This window comes from Novosphingobium sp. RL4 (assembly GCF_035658495.1).
Taxonomy (GTDB): domain Bacteria; phylum Pseudomonadota; class Alphaproteobacteria; order Sphingomonadales; family Sphingomonadaceae; genus Novosphingobium.
Map to the genome: position 1 here is coordinate 3332501 of NZ_CP141944.1, position 20712 is coordinate 3353212.

Genomic DNA, 20712 nt, shown 5'->3' on the forward strand with positions numbered 1-20712 from the left:
CTCGCCTGGAAGGAACGAGAGGCCGGGCGGCCCGACCCCACGGCGGACCTCGAACGGCTGCCCCCGATCGACGAGCTCGACGAGCTGTTCGGGCGCGAGGGGATCTCGCGCGCGGTTCGTGCCCGCGTGGCGCCTGACCTGCTCTATTCACCCACGGGGCTTCGAGACGAGGGGTTCGATCTGATCCTGCGTCATCTGAGAGAAGGCGGCGCGCGTGAGGGGATGTGGCGGACGGTCGTGCGGCTGCTGCGGCTCGGCGAACCGCGGCGCGCGCTCCGGCTCGCTGCGACGCTGGCGGCACATTGACATGAGCGAAGACACTGCCCCCACCGACGGCCGCGAACCCGCCGCGATGAGCGTGCGCGGGGCTGCGGCCTGGGCCATGGCGGGACAGTATCTTTCCTTCGCCATGCAGTTCGCGACTTCCGTGGTGATCTCGCGGTTCTTCCTGACACCGGCCGAAGTCGGCCTGTTCTCCATCGCGCTCGCCGCAGCCCTGCTCGTGGCGATCCTCCAGGACTTCGGACTCTCTCGCTACATTTCGGGACTCGCCGTGCTCCACGGGCGGGAAGTGGCCCGGTGCAGTTCGGTGGCGCTGCTGTTCTCGCTGGTGGTCGTTGCGGTGATCTGGGCGCTCGCCTGGCCGATGGCGCACATCTATGCCCAGCCTGCCCTGACGCCCATCCTCCTCATCATCGGGGGCAGCTACTTCTTCCTGCCGCTGACGGTCGTGCCTATGGCGCTGATGGCGCGGGCCATGCAGTTCCGGGGACACTTCGCCATCAATGTCGGCGGCGCCTTCACGCAAGGCGCGGTCGCGGTAGCGCTGGCGGCTGCGGGCGAATCCTCCTTTGCGCTGGCATGGGCCACAGTGGCATCCGCCGCCTCGCGCGGGATCATCGCGCAGTTCCTGCGCCCCGCCCTGCCCTGGCCGCTGCGCGTGGACGGTGCGCGGCCGGTGCTGAGCTTCGGCGCCCGTTCCAGCGTGCTCTACCTGACCGGTGCACTGGGCACGCGCAGCCCGGACCTGATCCTCGGAAAGCTGCTGAACATCGCCGCCGTCGGGTTCTACAGCCGCGCGGCCAGCCTGTCCGACCAGTTCCGCACGCTGATCTCGGGCGCCATCGGCAGCGTGTTCTTCCCCGCCTTCGCCCGTATCCGCGACCGGGGGGAGCCGCTTGGCCCCGCATATCTCAGGGTCTGTGCAGGCTATTCGGCCGTCATCTGGCCCGGCATGGCGGGGCTCGCACTGGCAGCAGACCCGCTGGTCCGCATTCTTTACGGCGAAGCGTGGATGCGCACGGCGCCGCTGCTGACGATGATCTCGCTCACCGAAATCATGCTGATCGCCCTGCCGCTGGTGAGCGACCTGCCGATCCTGCTGGGACGGCTCAACCGCCTGCTCGCCTTCAACATCGCCGATACCGTGCTTTCCATCGCGCTTCTGGCGTTCGGCTGCCTCTGGGGGCTGGAGGGCGCCGCGGCCTCGCGCCTTGTCTACGGTGCGCTCTGGCTCGGCCTCTATGCGCGCTTCATTCACGGACTGGTTCGCTTCGACGTGCGCGCCCTGCTGCACATCTATGCCCGCAGCGCCGCCGCGACGCTGGCCGCAATCGCCCCGCTGACGCTGTGCTACCTGTTCTGGACGCCGCCCGCGCAGCTCGGCTTCGCCATGCTGCTCGCCACCACGATCGCCGGCGTGGCGGCTTGGCTGGCGACGCTGTTCCTGCTGCGCCACCCCGCGCTCGACGACCTCCTCGGCCTCGCCTCATCGCTGCCTTTCGCGCGGACCGTCGCCAACCGCCTCCAGGCCGCTCGTTGAGCGCAGCCGCACAGAGACCTGCACCGATGGACGAAACGATCTCCCTTTCCGCCTGCCACGTCGCCGAGGACCGGGGGATCGTGCGCCAGTCTCCCCGGCCGGAGAACCTGCGCAACGCCGCCTATGCCGCGCAGTTCGACTGGCGCACGATCTTTTACGACGTCTATCGCTCCGGGCCGGAGGTGGTGCTTCAGGGGCCGCCATTCCTGAACTTCCTGCCGATGCTGAAGGCGGCCGAGGGCCTGCGCAGCAAGTTCCGGCCGCTCTGGCCCAAGGCCCGCCTCGTGGATCGCAGCAAGGGCTGCGAAATCCGCCTGCGCCATGATGGCGATACCCTGTTGCTGGACGGAGCTCTCGGCCGGTTCGACATCACCGTCCAGCCCGACCTCTCGCACCTTTTCGCCGGACGGCGGGTGATCCACACATTGTCCCGCAACAACGACATCCGCTGGATCAAGGACTGGATCGCCTTCTATGTCGCGATCCACGGCGCCGACGGCGTGCTGCTCTACGACAACGGCTCGACCGCCTATACCCTTGGCGAACTGCGCGCCGCGCTGGAGCAGGCCTTCCCGGACATGGCTGTCGCGGTGGTCGACTGGCCCTTCATCTACGGGCCGCAGGGCGGTCTTGCCGGGGCGGTGGACGGCCGGGAGACGCCCTGGGATTCGGACTATTGCCAGACCGGATCGCTCCAGCACGCGCGCTTCCGCTTCCTGCGCCGCGCACGCAGCGTGCTCAACGTCGATATAGACGAACTCGTCCTTTCCAGCCGGGAACGATCGATCTTCGCCGAAACCGAAGCCTCGAAGGCGGGCTTCATCAAGTTCGGCGGTGCATGGATCAGCAGCGCCAACCACCGCGCCGCCACGCCCGAGGATTGCCGCCACGGCGACTTTCTCCTGCGCGACCGGGAAGAGCAGGAGATCTGCCCCCCGAAGTGGTGCATCGTTCCCGATGCGCGCCACGATGCAAAGTACACATGGTCGGTCCACAACGTCTTCGGATCGCCCCACAACCGCACCCTCTCCCCGGAATTCGGCTATCGCCACATGAAGGGCATATCCAACAGCTGGAAGTACGACCGTTGGGAACGCGCCTCTCCAGACCCGGCGCGCTTCGTCGAGGACCCGGACTTGCGCGCGGCCTTCGAACGCAGCGGCCTGATCGTGGCAGAAGCCGCCGCGCGCTGACTGGCGCGTGGCTCATGCCGCCGCGCGGATCGCCGGCGATATTGCTGCGGAAAATGCTGCGCGAAGGCACCTCCCGATTCGGGACGCAGCCACCCCCGAACCCGCGAGTTTCCTTTGTTCCACTCGCGTTTCATGGTAGTGTCCATGCCTGACAACAATCCGACGGGGATCAACCCCGCGGGGAGGATGACATGGCCGCAAGCATGCTTGCGAAGGCACTTCTTATCGCGGAATCGGTGATTCTGGGCGTGAGCCCTCCTGCCGTATCCGGGACGCCGGCACCCACCGGCGCCGACCCTCCGGCCCTGGCCCTGAGAGGCTCCATCAAGGATGCCTTGCAGGATACCGAAACCGTGCAGGGCCAGGCCGACATCGACGACCGGATGACCGTGGACGTCGGGCTGGAAGGCAAGGGCCCCTACCGCTTCCTGATCGACACGGGATCGCAGAACACGGTGGTCTCCAGCACGCTGGCGGGCAGGCTCGGGCTCGTGCAGGGGCCGGAAGTGCGCGTCATCAGCATGGGCGGCACCAGCAGCGTGGCCACCGCACAGCTCCAGTCGCTCGATATCGGGCAGAAGAACTACACGGACCTTACCGTGCCCCTGCTGGAACGACAGCACATCGGGGCGGACGGGATCGTCGGCACGGACAGCCTGCAGGGGCAGCGGGTCGTGCTGGACTTCGTGCACAATACCATCGCCATCGGCGACGCCCAGAGCCTGGGCGGCAGCAGCGGTTACGAGATCGTGGTGCGCGCCCGCAAGCGCGAGGGGCGCCTCATCCTCACCGATGCGCTGATCGACGGTATCCGCGCCGACGTCGTCATCGACACCGGCGCCAGTTCGACCATCGGCAACCTCGCCCTGCAACGCGCGATCCGCGAAAGGTCCGCCGGCCAGACCACCCTGCTCAGCGTCACCGGCCACGAACTGCCCGCCGGTCTCGGCGTGGCGAAAGTGCTAAGGATCAGCGACGTCAACATTTCCAACGTGGTGATCGCCTTCGCCGATGCCCCCGCCTTCAAGGAACTGAGCCTGCGCAAACGCCCCGCGATCTTCCTCGGCATGCGCGAACTCAGGGTGTTCAAGCGGATCGCGATAGACTTCTCGACGCGCCGCATCCTGTTCGACATGCCGAAGGGATCGTGAAGAGGCCCCGCCGCGCACCGTCCACCGCGCGGGCGATAGCGGGAACCGCCCTCTTTCCGCGAATTCCCGGACGCGATTGTCTATCGACGCGAACACCCTAAATAGCAGCGATGCCGCCAGACACCGCCGTAACCGATTCCCGCGCCCGCCACGATGGCTGGCGCACCCTGCTGCGCTTCATGCCGTATCTCTGGCCTGCCGGGAATCCGGCGCTGCGCTGGCGGATCGTCTGGGCCTGCGTGTTCATCCTGCTTTCCACCGCAACCCAGCTTGCCCTGCCTTACCTGATGAAGTGGGCGGTCGACCTGATGGGCGCCACCGGCCCGAAGCTGGTGCAGCTCGCGATGCTGATGGTGCTGGGTTACGCAGCGGGCCGCCTGATCCAGACCGCGTTCGACAACTTCCGCAACATCGTGTTCGAGCGCGTGGGACAGGATGCGACCCGCGAACTGGCGGAAAACGTGTTCGGCCAGCTCCACCGGCTCTCGCTGCGGTTCCACCTTGCCCGCCGCACCGGGGAAGTGACCAAGACGATCGAGCGCGGGACCAAGAGCATCGACACGATGCTCTATTTCATGCTCTTCAACATCGCGCCCACCATCCTGCAACTGCTGGTGGTGGCGGTGATCTTCTACATCAATTTCGGCCCCGGCCTCGTCATCGCCACTGCCGTGGCGATCGCCGCCTATATCTGGGTGACCCGCACGATCACCGAGTGGCGCACCAAGCTGCGCGAACAGATGAACCGGCTGGACGGGCAAGCGCTGGCCCGCGCGGTGGACTCGCTGCTCAACTATGAAACGGTGAAGTACTTCTCCGCCGAGGACCGCGAACGGGAGCGTTACGCCCAGGCTACGCGGGCCTATGCGGTCGCGGCGGTCAAGAGCGAGAACTCGCTCGGGCTGCTCAACATCGCGCAGGGCGTGGTGGTCAACCTGCTGATGGCGGGCGCGCTGGGCTATACCGTCTGGGGCTGGTACAAGGGCCAGTACACGGCCGGTCAGCTCGTTTTCGTGCAGACCTACCTCACGCAGCTTTTCCGCCCGCTCGACATGCTCGGCATGGTCTATCGCACGATCCGGCAGGGCCTGATCGACATGGCGGAAATGTTCCGGCTGCTCGACGAACCGCAGGAAGTCTCTGACAAGCCCGGCGCCCCGGCGCTGGTGATCCGCCGGCCCTCGGTGGTGTTCGACAATGTGGAGTTCGGCTACGAGCCAGACCGCCGCATCCTCAAGGGCCTCTCGTTCGAGGTTCCGGCCGGACAGAACTTCGCCGTCGTCGGCCCTTCGGGCGCGGGCAAGTCCACGCTCGCGCGGCTGCTGTTCCGCTTCTACGATCCCCAGCAGGGCCGCATCCTGATCGACGGGCAGGACATCGCCGGGATCACCCAGGCCAGCCTGCGCGCCGCCATCGGCATCGTTCCGCAGGACTCGGTGCTGTTCAACGACACCATCGGCTACAACATCGCCTATGGCCGCGACGGCGCCGGGCAGGACGAGGTGGAAAACGCCGCGCGGGGCGCCGCGCTGATGGGCCTGATCGACCGCCTGCCGCAGGGTTTCGCCACCGAAGTGGGCGAACGCGGCCTCAAGCTTTCCGGCGGCGAGAAACAGCGCGTGGCGATCGCCCGCACGCTGGTCAAGAACCCGCCGATCCTGCTGCTCGACGAAGCCACGTCCGCGCTGGACACCCGCACGGAGCAGGACATCCTCGCCACGCTGCACCGCGTATCCGAGAACCGCACCAGCCTGTCGATCGCGCACCGGCTTTCGACCATCGCCGATGCGGACCGGATTCTCGTGCTCAATGACGGGCGCCTGGCCGAGAGCGGCACCCATTCCCAGCTCCTGCGGCAGGACGGGCTCTATGCGGAAATGTGGGCGCGCCAGGCCGCCGAAGCCGAAGCGATGATCGAAGCGGCAGAATAAGGCGGGACCGCCTGCTTGCGGGAACCATCGGAAGGGGTCGGGGGTTTCTCCGCCATGCCCCTTCCGACCCGGAGCCTCCCGCACGTGAAATGCCCCCCGTTGTCCGCAATCCTGCTGCACATGGCAGCGCTGGCTCCCCTGGTCGCGGCGGCGCTTATCCCCGGTGTCGTCTTCGCCTGACGCGCGGCTGCGCTTTCAGGATGCGGCGCGCCGGCACTTTATTTGACAACGTCGGCCTCGTGCCACACCACCGCCTGAGCCGCCTTCATGCAATTCTCGGCCGTATCCCACGATAGCGAGGGCGAGCCGTAGAGCCGCCAGCCCTGCGCCAGTGCTTCCGACACACGCTCGCAAAAGGCGCGGTCGTCCGCTCCGGTGAGCAGGCGGTAGATCGGGCGGTCTTCGGGCGTCTGGTACATCGGCATCTCTCTCAATTTCGAATGTCAGATGCCTAGCCACTCCAGCGGGGCTGGCAAGTCCCCGGCAGCGTAATCGACCTGGAGCACCCGGCGGCGACGGCCGGGCCGGGCCGCGTGGGAGGCATGGAGGATCGGGGTTCGATAGATCCAGACATCCCCGGTGTCCGCCAGACACGAGAACACCGGCGCCCGCGCCACGATCGCGTCCACATCGGCCACCGCGATGCGTCCCAGCCGGTGCGAGCCCGGAACGATCAGCAGCGGGGCGTTTCCGGCATCGACCGGATCGAGATGAATGCGCACCGTCAGCATCCCTTCGCTCAACGCGAAGGGCGGTTCCACATGGCAAATGCCCTGCTTGACGGTCCAAGGCCCGAAGCCCGGCAAATCCGCTTCGGCGCGGACCGCGATCGTCCGGTCCTGATGCCAGCCCAGCGACCAGTCGGCCCGGTCGTTCTTGTCGAACAGCACCGCCTTGACCGGGCGCACCGGCAGACCGGCCAGTTCCGCCAGTCGCGCACCGACCGGCGCTTCCGGCCCGAGCAGCCGCGCCAGTCCGGCACCTCCCGCGATCCGGGTTCCGGCCCGGCCGTCCGGCCATTTCGCCAGAACCCCGGCAAGCGCATCGAGAATCGGCAAAGCCAGCCCGCCATGAAAACAGGCGCCATCACGGTCCAGACGGAGTTGCAGCCGCTCGTCTCCGGCTTCCGCAGGAGGCGCGGAGCCGTTCACCCCGGATAGCGTTCGAATTCGGGAAGATCGCCGATCTGCTTCATCCAGCCGATCCGCTCGGCAACCTGGATATGGGCTCCGGGCGGGAGGGCATCGGGATCGTCGAGCGTGGCGACCTGGATATCCACGAGGCCGGGCAGGTATTCCTCGTTCGTGTACCACAGCCCGGTGCCGCAGCGCGGGCAGAAGTGGCGCATGGCGCTGCCGCTGGAGTTGTAGACGCTGGCCTGGCCAGCGGTCACCGTGAATTCCGGCGATTTGAAAGCGGCCCAGGCCACCGTCGGCGCGCCGGACGACTTGCGGCAATCGGCGCAGTGGCAAAGCGCGACGTGTTCCGGCTCACCCTCTACAGTGTAGCGAACGTCGCTGCACTGGCATCCACCTTCGAGCGTCATTGCGAATCTCCTTCTGATGCGAGGGAGACTAGCCGGCCAGCAAGAACATTCAAGGAACAAATGAACACCGCCCCGGACCGCGCCGCTTGCGCGGCAGCGATCCGGGGCGGCAGTCCGGGGCTATCGGGATTTACAGGATGTACTTCGACAGGTCGGCGTTGCCGGCGAGGCCTTCCAGCCTGTCGCGAACGTAAGTCTCGTCGATGGTCACGGTCTCGCCCTTGCGGTCCTCGGCCTCGAAGCTGAGTTCCTCGAGCAGCTTTTCCATCACCGTCTGCAGGCGCCGGGCGCCGATATTCTCGACGCTCTCGTTCACCAGCGCGGCGATGCGGGCGATTTCGCTGACCGCGTCGCTCGTGACTTCCACCGAAACCTCCTCGGTAGCGAGCAGCGCCCGGTACTGGGCCACCAGGTTCGCGCGGGTTTCCGAGAGGATGCGCACGAAATCGGCCTCGGTCAGCGCCTTCAGCTCTACCCGGATCGGCAGGCGGCCCTGAAGCTCGGGCAGCATGTCGGAAGGCTTGGCGAGGTGGAACGCGCCCGAGGCGATGAAGAGGACATGGTCGGTCTTCATCGGCCCGTACTTGGTGGCAACGGTGGTGCCCTCGATCAGCGGCAGCAGATCGCGCTGCACGCCTTCGCGGCTGACCGAGCCGCCGCGCACGTCGGACACGGCGATCTTGTCGATCTCGTCGAGGAAGACGATGCCGTTGGTCTCGGCATTGGCCAGCGCGGTGCGGGCCACATCGTCCTGGTCCATCCGCTTTTCCGACTCCTCGTCGACCAGCTTGTCCCAGGCGTCAGGCACCTTCATCTTGCGGCGCGTCAGCTTCGGACCGCCGAACTTGCCCATGATGTCCGACAGGTTGATCATGCCGACCGAGCCGCCCATGCCCGGGATCTCCATCGGCGCCGAGGGTCCGTCCTCGACCTCGATCTCGACCTCGGTCTCGTTCATGGCGTTTTCGGTGATGCGCTGGTGGAAGGAGGCGCGGGTCGCCTCGGAGGCGCCTTCGCCGACAAGGGCATTGAGCAGGCGCTCCATCGCCGCCTTGGAAGCGGCTTCACGCACCGATTCGCGGCGGCGTTCCTTTTCGAGGCGGATCGCCTCTTCCACCAGATCGCGGGCGATCTGCTCGACATCGCGGCCGACATAGCCGACTTCGGTGAACTTGGTGGCTTCCACCTTCACGAAAGGCGCATCGGCCAGCTTGGCGAGGCGGCGGCTGATCTCGGTCTTGCCGCAGCCCGTGGGGCCGATCATCAGGATGTTCTTCGGCGTCACCTCGTCGCGCAGTTCGAGCGAGAGCTTCTGCCTTCTCCAGCGATTGCGCAGGGCCACCGCGACGGCCTTCTTGGCTTCGGTCTGGCCGACGATGTGTTCATCAAGGGCGCGGACGATCGCCTTCGGGGTCAGGTTGTCTTTCATGTTTTCGATGATCTCAGATGGTCTCGACCGTGACACGGTCGTTGGTGAAGACGCAGATGTCGGCGGCGACGGCCATGGCGCGCCGGGCGATGCGCTCGGCGTCCTCTTCATAGTCGTCGAGCGCGCGGGCGGCGGCGAGCGCATAGTTCCCGCCGGAACCGATCGCGGTGATGCCGCCTTCCGGCTCCAGCACGTCGCCGTTGCCGGTCAGCACCAGCAGGGTATCGGCGTCGGCCACGATCATCAGCGCTTCGAGGTTGCGCAGATACTTGTCGGTGCGCCAGTCCTTCGCCAGTTCCACCGCGGCCCGCATGAGCTGGCCGCGATATTGCTCCAGCTTGCGCTCCAGCCGTTCGAAAAGGGTGAAGGCATCGGCAGTGGCGCCGGCGAAGCCCGCGATCACCTTCCCGTCGCCGATGCGGCGCACCTTGCGCGCATTGGGCTTCATGACGGTGTTGCCCATGGAAACCTGCCCGTCACCGGCAATGACGGTCTTGTCACCCTTCTTCACGCCGATGATGGTCGTTCCGTGCCACTGGATCAGGCCGTGGCTCGCCCCGCTATTGTCCATGCCGCGGGATATATGGCCGCGTTCGCACGGTTCAAGCCGTGAGCAGTCCGCCGGACCGGCAAAAGCACCCGAAGACCCGAGGAAAGCGGGCCGCGGCGGACACAAAAAAGCCGCGCGACATTCAGGCATGTCGCGCGGCTTTTTGCAGCGGCAACTTTCGCTGCCGGGATCAGCTGCCGTTCGGGCCGGGGCCGGTCGGTCCGGTGCTGCCGCCCATGCCGGCTGCGCCGACGGCGCCGATATTGCCGAACAGGTCTTCGAGCAGGCCGCGATGACGGCCCAGCGTCGGCGTCTTGTCGCCATCGGGGTTGATCCGGGCGACTTCCTCGATGCCGCGCTTGTCCACGCCCACCACGTTGCCGGCCGGGTCGAATCGCACGCGCAGCACCGTCTGTTCAGAGGTTTGCGGGCGGCGGAACGGCGGGGTCTTCACCGTCTGCGAGATGTAGTAGTAGTCCTTCTCGCCGAACTGACTGATGAAAGTCGGGCGGCCGAGGGTCTTCTCCACCGAGAGGCGATTGTCGATGCCGGGCTGAACCGAATCGAGAAGCGTCTGGTCGACGAGGTAGCCGCGGTGATCGCGGATGGAGGAACAACCTCCCGTCAGCGCAGCCAGCGCCAGCGCGATGCCTGCCGCTTTAGCCATGTGACCGTAACTGCGCATTTTCCCACTCCATTCGGGGCCTGGACCTGCGCCGGGCATTGCCAGCCGGCACAGGGCCCATATATCGGCCAGATAACGGCACCGAGCCTTAGAGCCCGCCAGCCCGTCACGCAATGGGCGTTGGGGCAGGTCGATTGAATTGCCGATGAACGAAAGGTCAGACTGTCCCGTGTCCATACTTTCCCGTCTCGTCGGCAAGCGATCCGATACCCGTGCCGAGGTCCGTCCGCTGTGGCACCGCGTGGTCGAGATCGCCCGCGAGAAGCCCTGGTATGCCGAATTCGGCGTGGCCGACAGCGTGCCGGGCCGTTTCGACGCGGTAACGCTGGTGCTGGCGCTCGTGATGCTGCGGATGGAGCGTGACGGGACGCTGATCGAACCTTCCGTGCGCCTGACCGAGCTGTTCGTCGAGGACATGGACGGGCAGCTTCGCCAGTCGGGCGTGGGCGACCTCGTGGTGGGCAAGCGCATGGGCAAGCTCATGAGCGTGCTGGGCGGCCGCATCGGCGCGCTGCGCGAGGCGCTGCCGCTGGGCGCGGAAGAACTGGCGGGCGTACTGGAACGCAACGTGACGCTGAACGGCGCCGCAGACACCCTCAAGCTGGCCGGGCACGTCCAGGCACTGGCCGCCCGGCTCGATACCCTTTCCGATCAAGAGATCCTGAACGCGAGCATTGCGCGATGACCGATACCCCCAACATCAAGCCCGAATTTTCCCGCAGCCTCGACATCCGGCAGGTCGAAGGCAAGGCCGCGCATCTCGCCGCCGATGAGGCCGAGCGCGCCGCCCTGGCCAAACGCTTCATGCTCGTGCGGATCGATTCGCTGTCGGCCGACCTCGAACTCTCGCGCAGGGACCGCAAGGTCGATGTCCGCGGCAGGATCAAGGCGGAATTCGTCCAGGCCTGCGCTGTCTCGGCAGAGGATATCGCCGTCTCGGTGGACGAGCCGGTGTTCTTCCGCTTCGTCCCCGAAGCGACGGACCATGCGCCTGACGAGGAACTGGAACTGGCCGCCGAGGATTGCGACGAGATCGAGTATTCCGGCACGCACTTCGACCTTGGCGAAGCCGTGGCGCAGAGCCTTGCGCTTGCGATCGACCCGTTCCTGACCGGGCCGGACGCCGATGCCGCCCGCAAGGCCGCCGGGATCGGCACGCCCGAGGACAGCGGCCCCTTCGCCGCGCTCAAGGGACTTGGCCTCAAGGAATGAGCGACTTCGGGGGATAGCCCTGACGGACCTGACGGATACGAAAAAGGGGGCCGAAAGCCCCCTTTTCCATGATGTGGTTCGCGAACGATCAGAACGGGATATCGTCGTCGAGATCGTCGCCGAAGCCGCCGCCGGTGCTGCCCGTGCGGCCCCAGTCGTCACCGCCCGAAGACGCGCCGCCCGCGGCGCCGCCGCTGCGGCCCCAGTCTCCGCCCGAACCGCTGCCCGAACCGCCGCCCGAACGGCTGCCGCCGCCGAAGCCGCCCGACGAACCGCCGCTGCTGCCGCCTTCGCCCCAGCCGCCGCCGGAACCGCCGCGCGCGCCGCCGCCGCCAGCGCCGCCACCCTGGGCGCCGTCAAGCATGGTGAGCACGCCGCCGATGCCGCCGACCGAGACTTCGGTGGTGTAGCGATCGTTGCCGTTCTGGTCCTGCCACTTGCGGGTGCGCAGCTGGCCTTCGATGTAGATCTTCGAGCCCTTACGCAGGAACCGTTCGACCACGCCGACCAGGCCTTCGCTCTGGATCACCACGGAGTGCCACTCGGTACGCTCCTTGCGTTCTCCGGTGGCGCGATCCTTCCAGTTTTCCGAGGTCGCGATGCGCAGATTGGCAATGCGCCCGCCGTTCTGGAACGACTTCACTTCGGGATCGGCTCCGAGGTTGCCGATCAGAATGACCTTGTTGACGCTGCCTGCCATGAGGGAATCGCTTTCCTGTATAAATTCGGCGAACGGGGTAGCGAATGGCGAGCCCGGGCGCGAGTCTGCCGAGGCGGGTTTTCTACAACCCAGCCCCCACCGCGACCCAGTAGGTCACGCCCGCCGCCACGTAGGCAAGGCCGAACAGGTAGGCGAGCATGAAGATCGGCCACCTCCAGCCGTTGGTCTCGCGGCGGGTGACGGCGATGGTCGACATGCACTGCGGCGCGAAGACGAACCAGGCCAGGAACGCCAGCGCCATCGGCAGGGTCCAGCGGCCCTTGAGCCGGTCGCCCAGTTCAACCGCCTGCGCATCCTCGTCGTCCCCGGCATCGACGGCATAAGTCGTCGCCAGCGAGGAGACCGCCACTTCGCGCGCGGCCATGGCCGGGATCAGTGCCAGTGCCATGTCGCGGTTGAAGCCGATCGGTTCCACCACCACGGCAAGGCCATTGGCGATCTTGCCCGCGATCGAGGCGTCGACCTGGCTCTCGCCGGGCTTGGCCTGCGGGAAGTTGAGCAGCACCCAGAGCACCACGGTGACAGTGAAGATGATCGTGCCGGCGCGGCGCAGGAAGATCCACGCACGTTGCCACAGGCCAATCGCCATGTCCTTGAGACGGGGCAACTGATACTTCGGCATCTCCATGATGAAGCCCGAAGCGGCACCCTTGGTAACCGTGCTGCGAAGGATCAGCGCCACCACCATGGCCCCGACGATGCCCGCGACATAAAGCGCGAAAAGCACGAGGCCTTGCAGGTGTACGCCTCCACCGATGTCATTGTTGGGAATGAAGGCGCTGATGATAACCGCATAGACCGGCAGGCGCGCCGAACAGGTCATCAGCGGAGCGATCAGGATCGTGGTCAGCCGGTCCTTGGGATCGGTGATCGAACGGGTGGCCATGATGCCGGGAATGGCGCAGGCGAAGCTGGAGAGCAGCGGAATGAAGCTGCGGCCAGAAAGCCCCACGAACGCCATCAGCCGGTCCATCAGGAAGGCCGCGCGGGCCATGTAGCCCGAGGCTTCCAGCGCCAGAATGAAGGCGAAGAGGATGACGATCTGCGGCAGGAACACGATCACCGCACCGACGCCGGCGATCACACCGTCGGTCAGGAGGTCGCGCAGCAAGCCGGGGGGCATCGCGCCCTTCACGGTATCGTGCAGCCAGCCCGCGCCGGCATCCAGCGCATCAGCGAACGGCGTCGCCCAGGCAAACACCGCCTGGAACATCACGAAGAACACCGCCATCATGATGAGGAAGCCGAACCAGGGGTGCAGCAGCACCTTGTCGAGCTTCGCGTGGAGGCGGTGGCGCTTCGATTCGGACAGGATCGCGGCGTCGGCCATGGCATGGGCGGCAACGCGGCGCTCGGTGGCGCCAAGCGCGGTCAGGCCCGGCCCCGGATGGCGGGTTTCCGCCGAGGCGATCGCTTCGGCAAGTTCGACGAGGCCGCGGCGGCGCACGGCGACGGTGGAGATCACCCGCACGCCCAGTTCTTCCTGAAGCACCGCGGGATCGATCACCAGACCGTCACGCTCGGCAAGGTCCACCATGTTGAGCGCGACCACGGTCGGCTTGCCCAGCGCAAGAATTTCCTGCGCAAAAACAAGGTGCTGCTCAAGGTTCGAGGCGTCGAGAACGACCACCAGAACATCGGGCGCGGCTTCCCCGGTGAAGTGACCGGCAATGACCTTGGAGGTCACTTCCTCGTCGGGGCTGGTCGCATCCAAGCTGTAGGCACCCGGAAGGTCGGTCATTTCCACCGGCTCGCCGGTCGGCAGCACGAGGCGGCCCGACTTGCGCTCCACGGTAACCCCCGGATAGTTCGCGATCTTCTGGCGCGCGCCGGTCAGCGCGTTGAACAGCGCGCTCTTGCCCGCATTGGGGTTGCCGACGAGGGCGATCTTGCGCTGGCCGCTCATACCGGCGCGACCTCCATGGCATGGGCGTGAGCCCGGCGCACGGCGATGGTCATGCGGCCGATGGCGATGGCGATCGGGTCGCGCCCTCCGGCGACGCCGCGGTGCGATACCGAGACGGTCGCCCCCTCCTCCAGTCCCAGCGCGCGAAGGCGGCGGGCTTCTTCGGGAACGAGGGCATTCCAGTCCACCGCGACGATTCGAGCGCGCTGGTCGATGGGGAGCAGATCGAGAGTCATGCGGCTCCGCTGCCAGATCGGCAGAGCGATTGCAACTTGTTCGCAATAACTAACAATGCAGGCAGGCCCGGAAGACCGGCCGAGGCCGCGCGGCCGCGCCGGCGGGTATCGGGCAAGGCGCGCAAGGCCCCCTGGAAAGTCCGGTATTTCCTCGAAAAAGGAGCCGGGGATCGCCTTCGCGCAGTTCCCCGGCGCTTTTTCGTGAAAGATCAGCGCGCCGGGTAACGCAGCCGGCCCAGCAGCCGCACCAGGCTGATCCGTTCTTCCGGCGCCCGCAGGAACTGGGCCTTGGTCTTCTCGAAGCGGATGATTCCTTCGATCCGGCGGTCGAGGAAGGCGCGGGTCTCGGCCTTGTTCTCGCTCTTGTCGGTGGCGAAGACGCGCAGCGTGGCGGCGTAGATGCCGCCAAGGATCGTGCGCTTGGTATAGTGGTTGTAGTCCGTCGCCGTGTCTCCGGCGAGCCGCCACATGGCATCGGCGCTGTGCCAGCCGAGGCGCAGCGTGGCCTTGAGGTTCTGCGGCATGGACATGATGGTGAGCGCCCGGTTGAGCGCCTCCTCGCGCCCGGCCACGGCATCGAGACGCGCCATGACGAGGCGGCGGATGCGTTCGCGGATGGATACGCCGGCCAGCGAGGCGGCGGGCACGCTGCGCGCCATCTGCTCGTCGACATGGCCGATCCACGCGGAGATCATCGCCATCTGCCCGTCGCGGAAGGCGAATTCGGCCAGGGCCGGATCGACATCCGCGACATGGGCGGCCTGCCGCACCGCATCCATCGTCCAGCCGTCGAACGCGGCGGCATCGGCGATGGCGGGGGCAAGCTGGCGGCGCAGCGCTTCGAGGGTATCAGCCTGTTCCATCATGGTGCTCAGAAGCTCGGACCGTAGACCGCCTTGGCCTTTCCGGTGTTCTTCTTGGCATATTCCTCGAGCAGCGAGACCAGCGAGCTGCCGCGGGCCTCCTGCCCGGCATAGTCGCGCGCGCTGCGGCCCGAATTGTCCGCACGGCTGGGATCGGCGCCCGCTTCGAGCAGCGACTTGACCATGTCGGTGTCCTTGCGGTGAACCGCGAAGATCAGCGGGGTTTCGCCGGCATCGTTCGACGTGTCGGCCACGGCCTTCTTGTCGAGCAGGAGCGCCACGCCCTCACGCCAGCCGAGGCTGACCGCAACGGCCAGCGGCGTGCGGCCGCGATCGTCCGAGGCGTTGACGTTGGCGCCCTTGTCGATGAGATAGCTGAGCCAGGTGATGTCGCGGCGGCCCGTCACGATCAGCAGCGCGGTTTCGCCGGTGGTCACGTCCTTGGCGTTGACGATCTGGCCGTTCGCCATGAGCGCCTGCTCCACCTTTTCGCCCTCTTTCTTCTTTACCGATTCGAGGAACTTGTACCCGTCGGAAAAGTCGGCATGGGCGGGGGAAGCGAACATCAGGCCTGCCGCCATCGCCGCGACGACGATCCTGACCGGCCCCGTCTTCAGGATCCTGCGCGAAAGCTGCGACACGTTCCCGGACATGGTCTTAGGCACCTTCATTACCTCCAGATAAACAGGGCGACCGTGAAAACCGGCCTTCCCTTCCGGCATCGCACCCTTGCATGGCGGGCTCTAGCAGAGCATGAAGCGGCGCGCCATGACATACCTGTTCCGCCGGATTGCACCGATCGCACTTGCCCTTTCCATGGGCATGTCCCTTGCCGCGTGCCAGCAGGCCGCAACCGAGGCGCCGCCGCTCGAAGGCGCGCAGATCGGCGGCCCCTTCACGCTGAGCGACAAGGACGGCAAGGCCGTGACCTGGGATACCTTCAAGGGCAAGTGGCGCATCGTCTACTTCGGCTACACGTTCTGCCCGGATGCCTGCCCGATGGACGTGCAGGCGATGATGCGCGGCTTCACCCTCTTCGAAAAGGCCCATGCCGCGCAGGCCGCCGGGGTGCAGCCGATCTTCATCACCATCGACCCCGAACGCGACACCCGCGAGATCGTCGGCCAGTGGACCGCCGCCTTCGGCCCGCGCCTCTACGGCCTCACCGGCACGCCCGCGCAAGTCAAGCAGGCGGCCGATGCCTTCGCGGTCTACTACAAGAAGGGCGAAGCCACGCCCGGCGGCTACCTGATGGACCACAGCCGCATCGCCTATCTCATGGACCCGGACGGCAAGCCGATCGCCATGCTGCCGGTGGACAAGGGGCCGGAAGCCGTGTCCGCCGAACTGGCCAAGTGGGTGAAGTGAGCGTCACCCGGCCCTTCTGGGAACGTCCGATCGAGACGCTCAACCGAGAGGAGTGGGAAGCGCTCTGCGACGGTTGCGGCCAGTGCTGCCTGCACAAGGTGGAGGACGCCGATACCGGCGAAATCTACCACACCAACGTCGCCTGCAAGCTGCTGAACCTCAAGACGGCGCAGTGCAGCGACTATTCCCGGCGCCACAAGTTCGTGCCGGACTGCATGAAGCTGACCCCGCAGACGGCGGGCAACCTTTCATGGCTGCCGCCAAGCTGCGCCTACCGCCTGCGCGCCGACGGGGAACCGCTGCCCGAATGGCACTACCTCGTCTGCGGCGATCGCGACGCGGTTCACGCAGCCGGCATCTCGGTGGCGGGCAAGGTCATCAGCGAAACCGTGGCCGGGCCGCTCGAAAACCACATCGTCTGGCCCTATGGCGACGAGGAGGACGGGGACGAGTATCTCGAACCCGAAGGCCCCGCGCCCTGGGAAACCGACTGAACCCGTGCTGGACTGGCTGCGCCGAGACCCTCGCGAGGAACCGGTGATCGAGATCGCCGGGCGGCAGGTTCCGGTGGTGATCCGCAGGCTCGCCCAGGCGAGGCGGATGACCATGCGCCTGGCGCCTGACGGCAGCGAGATCCGCATCTCGATCCCCCGCTGGACCCGCTCGGAAGATGCGCTGGAATTCGCGCGCTCCAAGCAGTCCTGGCTGGCGATCCAGATCGAGGCGCTGCCTCAGGCCAGCCCCCTCGGCAACGGCGCCGCGCTCGATTTCCGGGGGCACCGCTTCACGATCCGCCATGACCCCGCCCTGCCCCGCCGCCCGGTGCCCGACGATGGCGAACTGCTCGTCGGCGGCCCGGACACTTCGCTGGCCGCGCGCCTGAAGCGCTGGCTGGAAAGCGAGGCGCGGGACGTGCTCTCGGTCGATCTTGCCGAATATTGCCACCGCGCCGACCAGCCGACCCCGCCGCTCTCGCTGTCGAGCGCGCGGCGGCGCTGGGGAAGCTGCGCGACGGACGGGTCGATTCGCATCAACTGGCGGCTCATCATGGCACCCGATGCCGTCCGCCGCTCCGTGGTCGCGCACGAGGTCGCGCACCTCGTCCACTTCGATCACTCGCCCGCATTTCATGATTTTCTGGGACGAATCTTCGAGGGCAGCGTGCCTTCGGCCAATCGCTGGCTCCGGGAAAACGGCAGGTCGCTCTATGTGCCGTTCGGGTAGCGTTCCGCCCCGTTAGGCACTACATAGCCGGGCATGGCTCTGTTCAATCGTTCCGGATACTGGAAGCACGTCAGCCCTACCGGCATGGTCGCGGATTTCCGCGCCGTGTGGAAGGAAGCAGGACAAAACCGCTGGCGCATCGCCGCGGTTTCCGCCGCTTGCACGTTCTCGGTCTTCTATCTCATGTCCACGCAGGAAGCACGCGGGCCGCATCCGCCGCCGAAAGTGACCTATATCTCGGTCCTGCCGGCGCATCGCACCGATGCCCAGATCATGGCCTCCAACGTCGAGAACCAGAAGCGCAAGGAAGCCTGGGCCGCCGAGCTTGCCCGGCGCGACAAGGACGTGCGCGAGATGTACAAGACCATCGGCCGCATGTCCGGGATGGACGTGGACAAGATCGCGCACGACGCCGAGGTCGAGGAAGCCGCGCGCAAGAAGGCCGAGCTTGAAGAGATCGGCGCGCCGCGCCTGCCCGAAGGGCGCTCGCTTCCGCAGATCGACCAGCAGCCCGCGCGGGAGCCCGCCGAACAGTGATCCAGGACGCGCGCTGGCTCGCCGCCGCCGCCTCTCTCTCCGCGCGTGCACGGCCCGCGAGCCGCCCCAATCCGGGCGTCGGCGCGATCCTCGTCAAGGAGGGCAAGGTCATCGCGCGGGGCTGGACCCAGCCCGGCGGCCGCCCCCATGCCGAGGCGGTGGCGCTCGCCGCCGCAGGCCACGCCGCCCGCGGGGCGACGCTCTACGTCACGCTGGAACCTTGCGCGCACGAATCCGCGCGCGGCCCCGCCTGCGCCGATCTCGTCAGCGCCTCCGGCGTCGCGCGGGTGGTGATCGGGTGCATGGACCCCGATCCGCGCACCTCCGGCTCCGGCCTTGCGCGCATCCTGCGCGCCGGGATCGCGGCACGCCACCTGCCCTCGCCCGCCTGCGAACGGAGCCTTTCGGGCTATCTGCTCTCGAAGCGGCTCGGCCGCCCGGAAGTCACACTCAAACTGGCGCTGTCGCTGGACGGGTGCATCGCCCTTGCCGGCGGCGAAAGCCAGTGGATCACCGGCCCCCAGGCCCGCGCCCACACCCACGCCATGCGCGCCAGGGCCGATGCCATCCTCGTGGGCGGAGCGACCTTGCGGGTAGATCGCCCCCGGCTCGACGTGCGCCTCCCCGGCCTCGAGACACGCAGTCCCCGGCGCTGGGTTCTCACCCGCGGCGCGGTGCCGGAAGGCTGGAACGCACTGCCCTCGCCCGAGGCGATCTTCGCCATGGAAGGCACCCAGCACCTCTTCGTCGAAGGCGGCGCGGGCGCGGCCTCCTCGTTCCTGCGCGCCGGGCTGGTCGACCGCCTGCTGATCTACCGCGCGCCGATCCTCGTCGGCGGCCGCCCCGCGCTTGCAGACTTCGGCCTGCTGCGCCTTGCCGATGCGCATGGCCAATGGCGGCTCGCCGAGCGGCGACAGCTTGGCAGCGACACGCTCGAAGTCTACGAGACCGCAAAATCATCTGAGCAGCCGCTCGAAAGGTAGCCATGTTCACCGGAATCGTCACCGCCGTCGGCCAGATCCGCGAAGCCCGCCAGACCGGCGACCTGCGCGCGGTCATCACCTGCCCCTTCGACCCCGCCGGCATCGCCATGGGCGCGTCGATCGCCTGTTCGGGCGTGTGCCTGACAGTGGTGGACAAGGGCGGCGTGGCGGGAGACGCCTGGTTCGCGGTAGACATCTCGGCCGAATCGGTATCGCGCACGGTGGACGGCCGCTGGGCGCAAGGCACGCAGCTCAATCTCGAACCGGCGCTCAAGCTGGGCGACGAACTGGGCGGCCACATCGTCACCGGCCATGTCGACGGCGTTGGCACCGTGGTCAGCGTAACCCCCGAAGGCGATTCCAAGCGCTTCGTGATCGCGGCCCCCGCCGAACTGGCGCCCTATCTCGCCCCCAAGGGCTCGATCACGGTGGACGGCGTCTCGCTGACCGTGAACGACGTGGCCGACCAGAGCGACGGCAGCTGCCACTTCATGCTGAACATCATCCCGCACACCTCGGAAGTCACCACCATCGGCGCGCTCAAGGCCGGTAACGGGGTGAACCTCGAAATCGACGTGCTGGCGCGGTATCTGCAGCGGATGCAGTCGCTTCGCGGGTAAGGGATTGAAGAGTAAAGGCAGGGGAGCATAGCCCCCCCTGCACCCCCGGTACCGTCCAGGTCACGCGGACCAACCGCGAAGCGCGCCCATGGCTGCGTCGGGAGACTTGTTGACTGCGCCGCAAGGCGCGCGGGACATATAGGCTGGGTACAACGAAGACGTTTCGAGGGTCTGGGGGATCATCCCCCAGAACTTATCCCTTGTTCTTCAAAGGCCCCGCCGCGAAACTCTCGCGCGTGATCTCGTAGATCACATGGACACCCACCACACCGCAGGTCTCGCGCTCGAATGAGCGGTCGGTCAGCCGCCCGCCGATATGCTCCATGGCCTTGCGTGAGATCAGATTTTCCGCGCCGACCTTGAAGATCACCCGCTCGAAATGCGCCAGCGCGTGCTCCAGCATCAGGCGCTTCATTTCGGCGTTGAGGCCGCTGCCCCAGTGGGCGCGGGCAAGGAAGGACCAGCCGATCTCGATTTCGCCCGCTTCGGGCACGCCATAGCGGCTGGAGCCGATCACGGCGCCGCTCTCTTTGTCAATGATGGCGAAAGCGCCGCCGCCATCCAGTGCGTCGGCGAAGAACTGGCGGAACACCGGTTCCTGCCAGCGATCGTGGGCGGGGTGAACCGCCCAGATCTCGCGGTCCGATCCGGCCGCGTAGAGCGCGTCCCAGTCGTCCGCGCGAAGGGGACGCAGGACCAGCCGGTCCCCTTCGAGGACCGGCTGTCTGTTCATGA

25 protein-coding genes (1 of these 25 running past the window's edge) are annotated in these 20712 nt (G+C 67.0%); 13 read left to right on the forward strand and 12 right to left on the reverse strand.

Going from position 1 to position 20712, the window contains the following annotated elements; all coding sequences use genetic code 11:
- The 5 genes from U9J33_RS15970 to U9J33_RS15990 form a co-directional block, all read left to right on the forward strand.
- A protein-coding gene (locus U9J33_RS15970; protein WP_324696654.1) for a glycosyltransferase family 2 protein crosses the window boundary here: on the forward strand, positions 1-306 show its 3' portion. It extends 660 nt beyond the left edge of the window; 306 of the gene's 966 nt are visible here — the last part of the coding sequence; the start codon falls outside the window, past its left edge; the stop codon is at positions 304-306.
- A 1-nt stretch (position 307) separates the two neighbouring features.
- Positions 308-1822: an oligosaccharide flippase family protein gene (locus U9J33_RS15975; protein WP_324696656.1), complete on the forward strand. Its 1515-nt coding sequence runs from the start codon at positions 308-310 to the stop codon at positions 1820-1822.
- Between the two features lie 26 nt (positions 1823-1848).
- Positions 1849-3015, forward strand: coding sequence for a hypothetical protein (locus tag U9J33_RS15980; protein ID WP_324696658.1), 1167 nt, complete (start codon positions 1849-1851; stop codon positions 3013-3015).
- 191 nt (positions 3016-3206) lie between these two features.
- Entirely contained in the window at positions 3207-4166 is a 960-nt protein-coding gene (locus U9J33_RS15985) for an aspartyl protease family protein (protein ID WP_324696660.1), read from the forward strand.
- A gap of 110 nt (positions 4167-4276) precedes the next feature.
- On the forward strand, positions 4277-6097 hold the full coding sequence (locus tag U9J33_RS15990; RefSeq protein ID WP_132469742.1) for an ABCB family ABC transporter ATP-binding protein/permease: 1821 nt from the start codon (positions 4277-4279) through the stop codon (positions 6095-6097).
- Between the two features lie 218 nt (positions 6098-6315).
- Here the strand turns inward: U9J33_RS15990 and U9J33_RS15995 are convergent, their stop codons facing one another.
- From U9J33_RS15995 to U9J33_RS16020, 6 genes are all read right to left on the reverse strand, one after another.
- Positions 6316-6516, reverse strand: coding sequence for a DUF1737 domain-containing protein (locus tag U9J33_RS15995; protein ID WP_021235064.1), 201 nt, complete (start codon positions 6514-6516; stop codon positions 6316-6318).
- Positions 6517-6540: 24 nt separating this feature from the next.
- Positions 6541-7248 carry a phytanoyl-CoA dioxygenase family protein gene (locus U9J33_RS16000; RefSeq protein WP_324696666.1) on the reverse strand — a complete coding sequence of 236 codons (708 nt, stop codon included), beginning with the start codon at positions 7246-7248 and terminating at the stop codon, positions 6541-6543.
- The gene (locus tag U9J33_RS16005) at positions 7245-7643 is read right to left on the reverse strand and encodes a GFA family protein (protein WP_054438523.1); all 399 of its coding nucleotides are present in this window, start codon (positions 7641-7643) and stop codon (positions 7245-7247) included. The genes U9J33_RS16000 and U9J33_RS16005 overlap by 4 nt, the downstream gene beginning before the upstream one ends.
- Positions 7644-7773: 130 nt before the next feature.
- Positions 7774-9072 (reverse strand): ATP-dependent protease ATPase subunit HslU, encoded by a 1299-nt coding sequence (gene hslU / locus U9J33_RS16010; protein WP_054438521.1) that lies wholly within the window; start codon positions 9070-9072, stop codon positions 7774-7776.
- A gap of 13 nt (positions 9073-9085) precedes the next feature.
- On the reverse strand, positions 9086-9643 hold the full coding sequence (gene hslV / locus U9J33_RS16015) for an ATP-dependent protease subunit HslV (RefSeq protein ID WP_054438519.1): 558 nt from the start codon (positions 9641-9643) through the stop codon (positions 9086-9088).
- 169 nt (positions 9644-9812) lie between these two features.
- Complete coding sequence (locus U9J33_RS16020; protein ID WP_243692742.1) at positions 9813-10289, reverse strand: outer membrane protein assembly factor BamE; 477 nt, start codon at positions 10287-10289, stop codon at positions 9813-9815.
- Between the two features lie 187 nt (positions 10290-10476).
- On the opposite strand from U9J33_RS16020, the gene U9J33_RS16025 reads away from it, so the two are divergent.
- On the forward strand, positions 10477-10992 hold the full coding sequence (locus tag U9J33_RS16025) for a ubiquinol-cytochrome C chaperone family protein (protein WP_185996758.1): 516 nt from the start codon (positions 10477-10479) through the stop codon (positions 10990-10992).
- Positions 10989-11519, forward strand: coding sequence for a YceD family protein (locus tag U9J33_RS16030; RefSeq protein ID WP_082370393.1), 531 nt, complete (start codon positions 10989-10991; stop codon positions 11517-11519). The genes U9J33_RS16025 and U9J33_RS16030 overlap by 4 nt, the downstream gene beginning before the upstream one ends.
- Before the next feature lie 88 nt (positions 11520-11607).
- Here the strand turns inward: U9J33_RS16030 and ssb are convergent, their stop codons facing one another.
- From ssb to U9J33_RS16055, 5 genes are all read right to left on the reverse strand, one after another.
- Positions 11608-12219, reverse strand: a complete 612-nt coding sequence (ssb, locus tag U9J33_RS16035; RefSeq protein ID WP_054438515.1) for a single-stranded DNA-binding protein — start codon at positions 12217-12219, stop codon at positions 11608-11610.
- A gap of 82 nt (positions 12220-12301) precedes the next feature.
- Positions 12302-14146 (reverse strand): ferrous iron transporter B, encoded by a 1845-nt coding sequence (feoB, locus tag U9J33_RS16040; RefSeq protein WP_054438513.1) that lies wholly within the window; start codon positions 14144-14146, stop codon positions 12302-12304.
- The gene (locus tag U9J33_RS16045; protein WP_185996756.1) at positions 14143-14382 is read right to left on the reverse strand and encodes a FeoA family protein; all 240 of its coding nucleotides are present in this window, start codon (positions 14380-14382) and stop codon (positions 14143-14145) included. The genes feoB and U9J33_RS16045 overlap by 4 nt, the downstream gene beginning before the upstream one ends.
- A gap of 209 nt (positions 14383-14591) precedes the next feature.
- Positions 14592-15245, reverse strand: coding sequence for a COQ9 family protein (locus U9J33_RS16050; RefSeq protein ID WP_054438541.1), 654 nt, complete (start codon positions 15243-15245; stop codon positions 14592-14594).
- Between the two features lie 8 nt (positions 15246-15253).
- Positions 15254-15898, reverse strand: coding sequence for an ankyrin repeat domain-containing protein (locus tag U9J33_RS16055; RefSeq protein WP_082370398.1), 645 nt, complete (start codon positions 15896-15898; stop codon positions 15254-15256).
- Between the two features lie 115 nt (positions 15899-16013).
- Between U9J33_RS16055 and U9J33_RS16060 the strand changes: the two genes are divergently transcribed.
- From U9J33_RS16060 to U9J33_RS16085, 6 genes are read left to right on the forward strand one after another with little or no spacing between them, the layout of a single operon-like run.
- Positions 16014-16613 (forward strand): SCO family protein, encoded by a 600-nt coding sequence (locus U9J33_RS16060; protein ID WP_324696675.1) that lies wholly within the window; start codon positions 16014-16016, stop codon positions 16611-16613.
- Complete coding sequence (locus U9J33_RS16065; protein WP_324696677.1) at positions 16601-17107, forward strand: YcgN family cysteine cluster protein; 507 nt, start codon at positions 16601-16603, stop codon at positions 17105-17107. The genes U9J33_RS16060 and U9J33_RS16065 overlap by 13 nt, the downstream gene beginning before the upstream one ends.
- 4 nt (positions 17108-17111) lie before the next feature.
- Positions 17112-17837, forward strand: coding sequence for a SprT family zinc-dependent metalloprotease (locus U9J33_RS16070; RefSeq protein WP_324696679.1), 726 nt, complete (start codon positions 17112-17114; stop codon positions 17835-17837).
- Positions 17838-17870: 33 nt separating this feature from the next.
- Entirely contained in the window at positions 17871-18374 is a 504-nt protein-coding gene (locus U9J33_RS16075) for a hypothetical protein (protein WP_054438506.1), read from the forward strand.
- The gene (gene ribD, locus U9J33_RS16080) at positions 18371-19357 is read left to right on the forward strand and encodes a bifunctional diaminohydroxyphosphoribosylaminopyrimidine deaminase/5-amino-6-(5-phosphoribosylamino)uracil reductase RibD (protein WP_324696682.1); all 987 of its coding nucleotides are present in this window, start codon (positions 18371-18373) and stop codon (positions 19355-19357) included. The genes U9J33_RS16075 and ribD overlap by 4 nt, the downstream gene beginning before the upstream one ends.
- Positions 19358-19359: 2 nt before the next feature.
- Positions 19360-19977 carry a riboflavin synthase gene (locus U9J33_RS16085; RefSeq protein WP_054438501.1) on the forward strand — a complete coding sequence of 206 codons (618 nt, stop codon included), beginning with the start codon at positions 19360-19362 and terminating at the stop codon, positions 19975-19977.
- A 193-nt stretch (positions 19978-20170) separates the two neighbouring features.
- On the opposite strand, the gene U9J33_RS16090 is transcribed toward U9J33_RS16085, so the two are convergent.
- Positions 20171-20710: a GNAT family N-acetyltransferase gene (locus U9J33_RS16090; RefSeq protein ID WP_324696685.1), complete on the reverse strand. Its 540-nt coding sequence runs from the start codon at positions 20708-20710 to the stop codon at positions 20171-20173.
- Positions 20711-20712 lie beyond the last annotated feature (2 nt).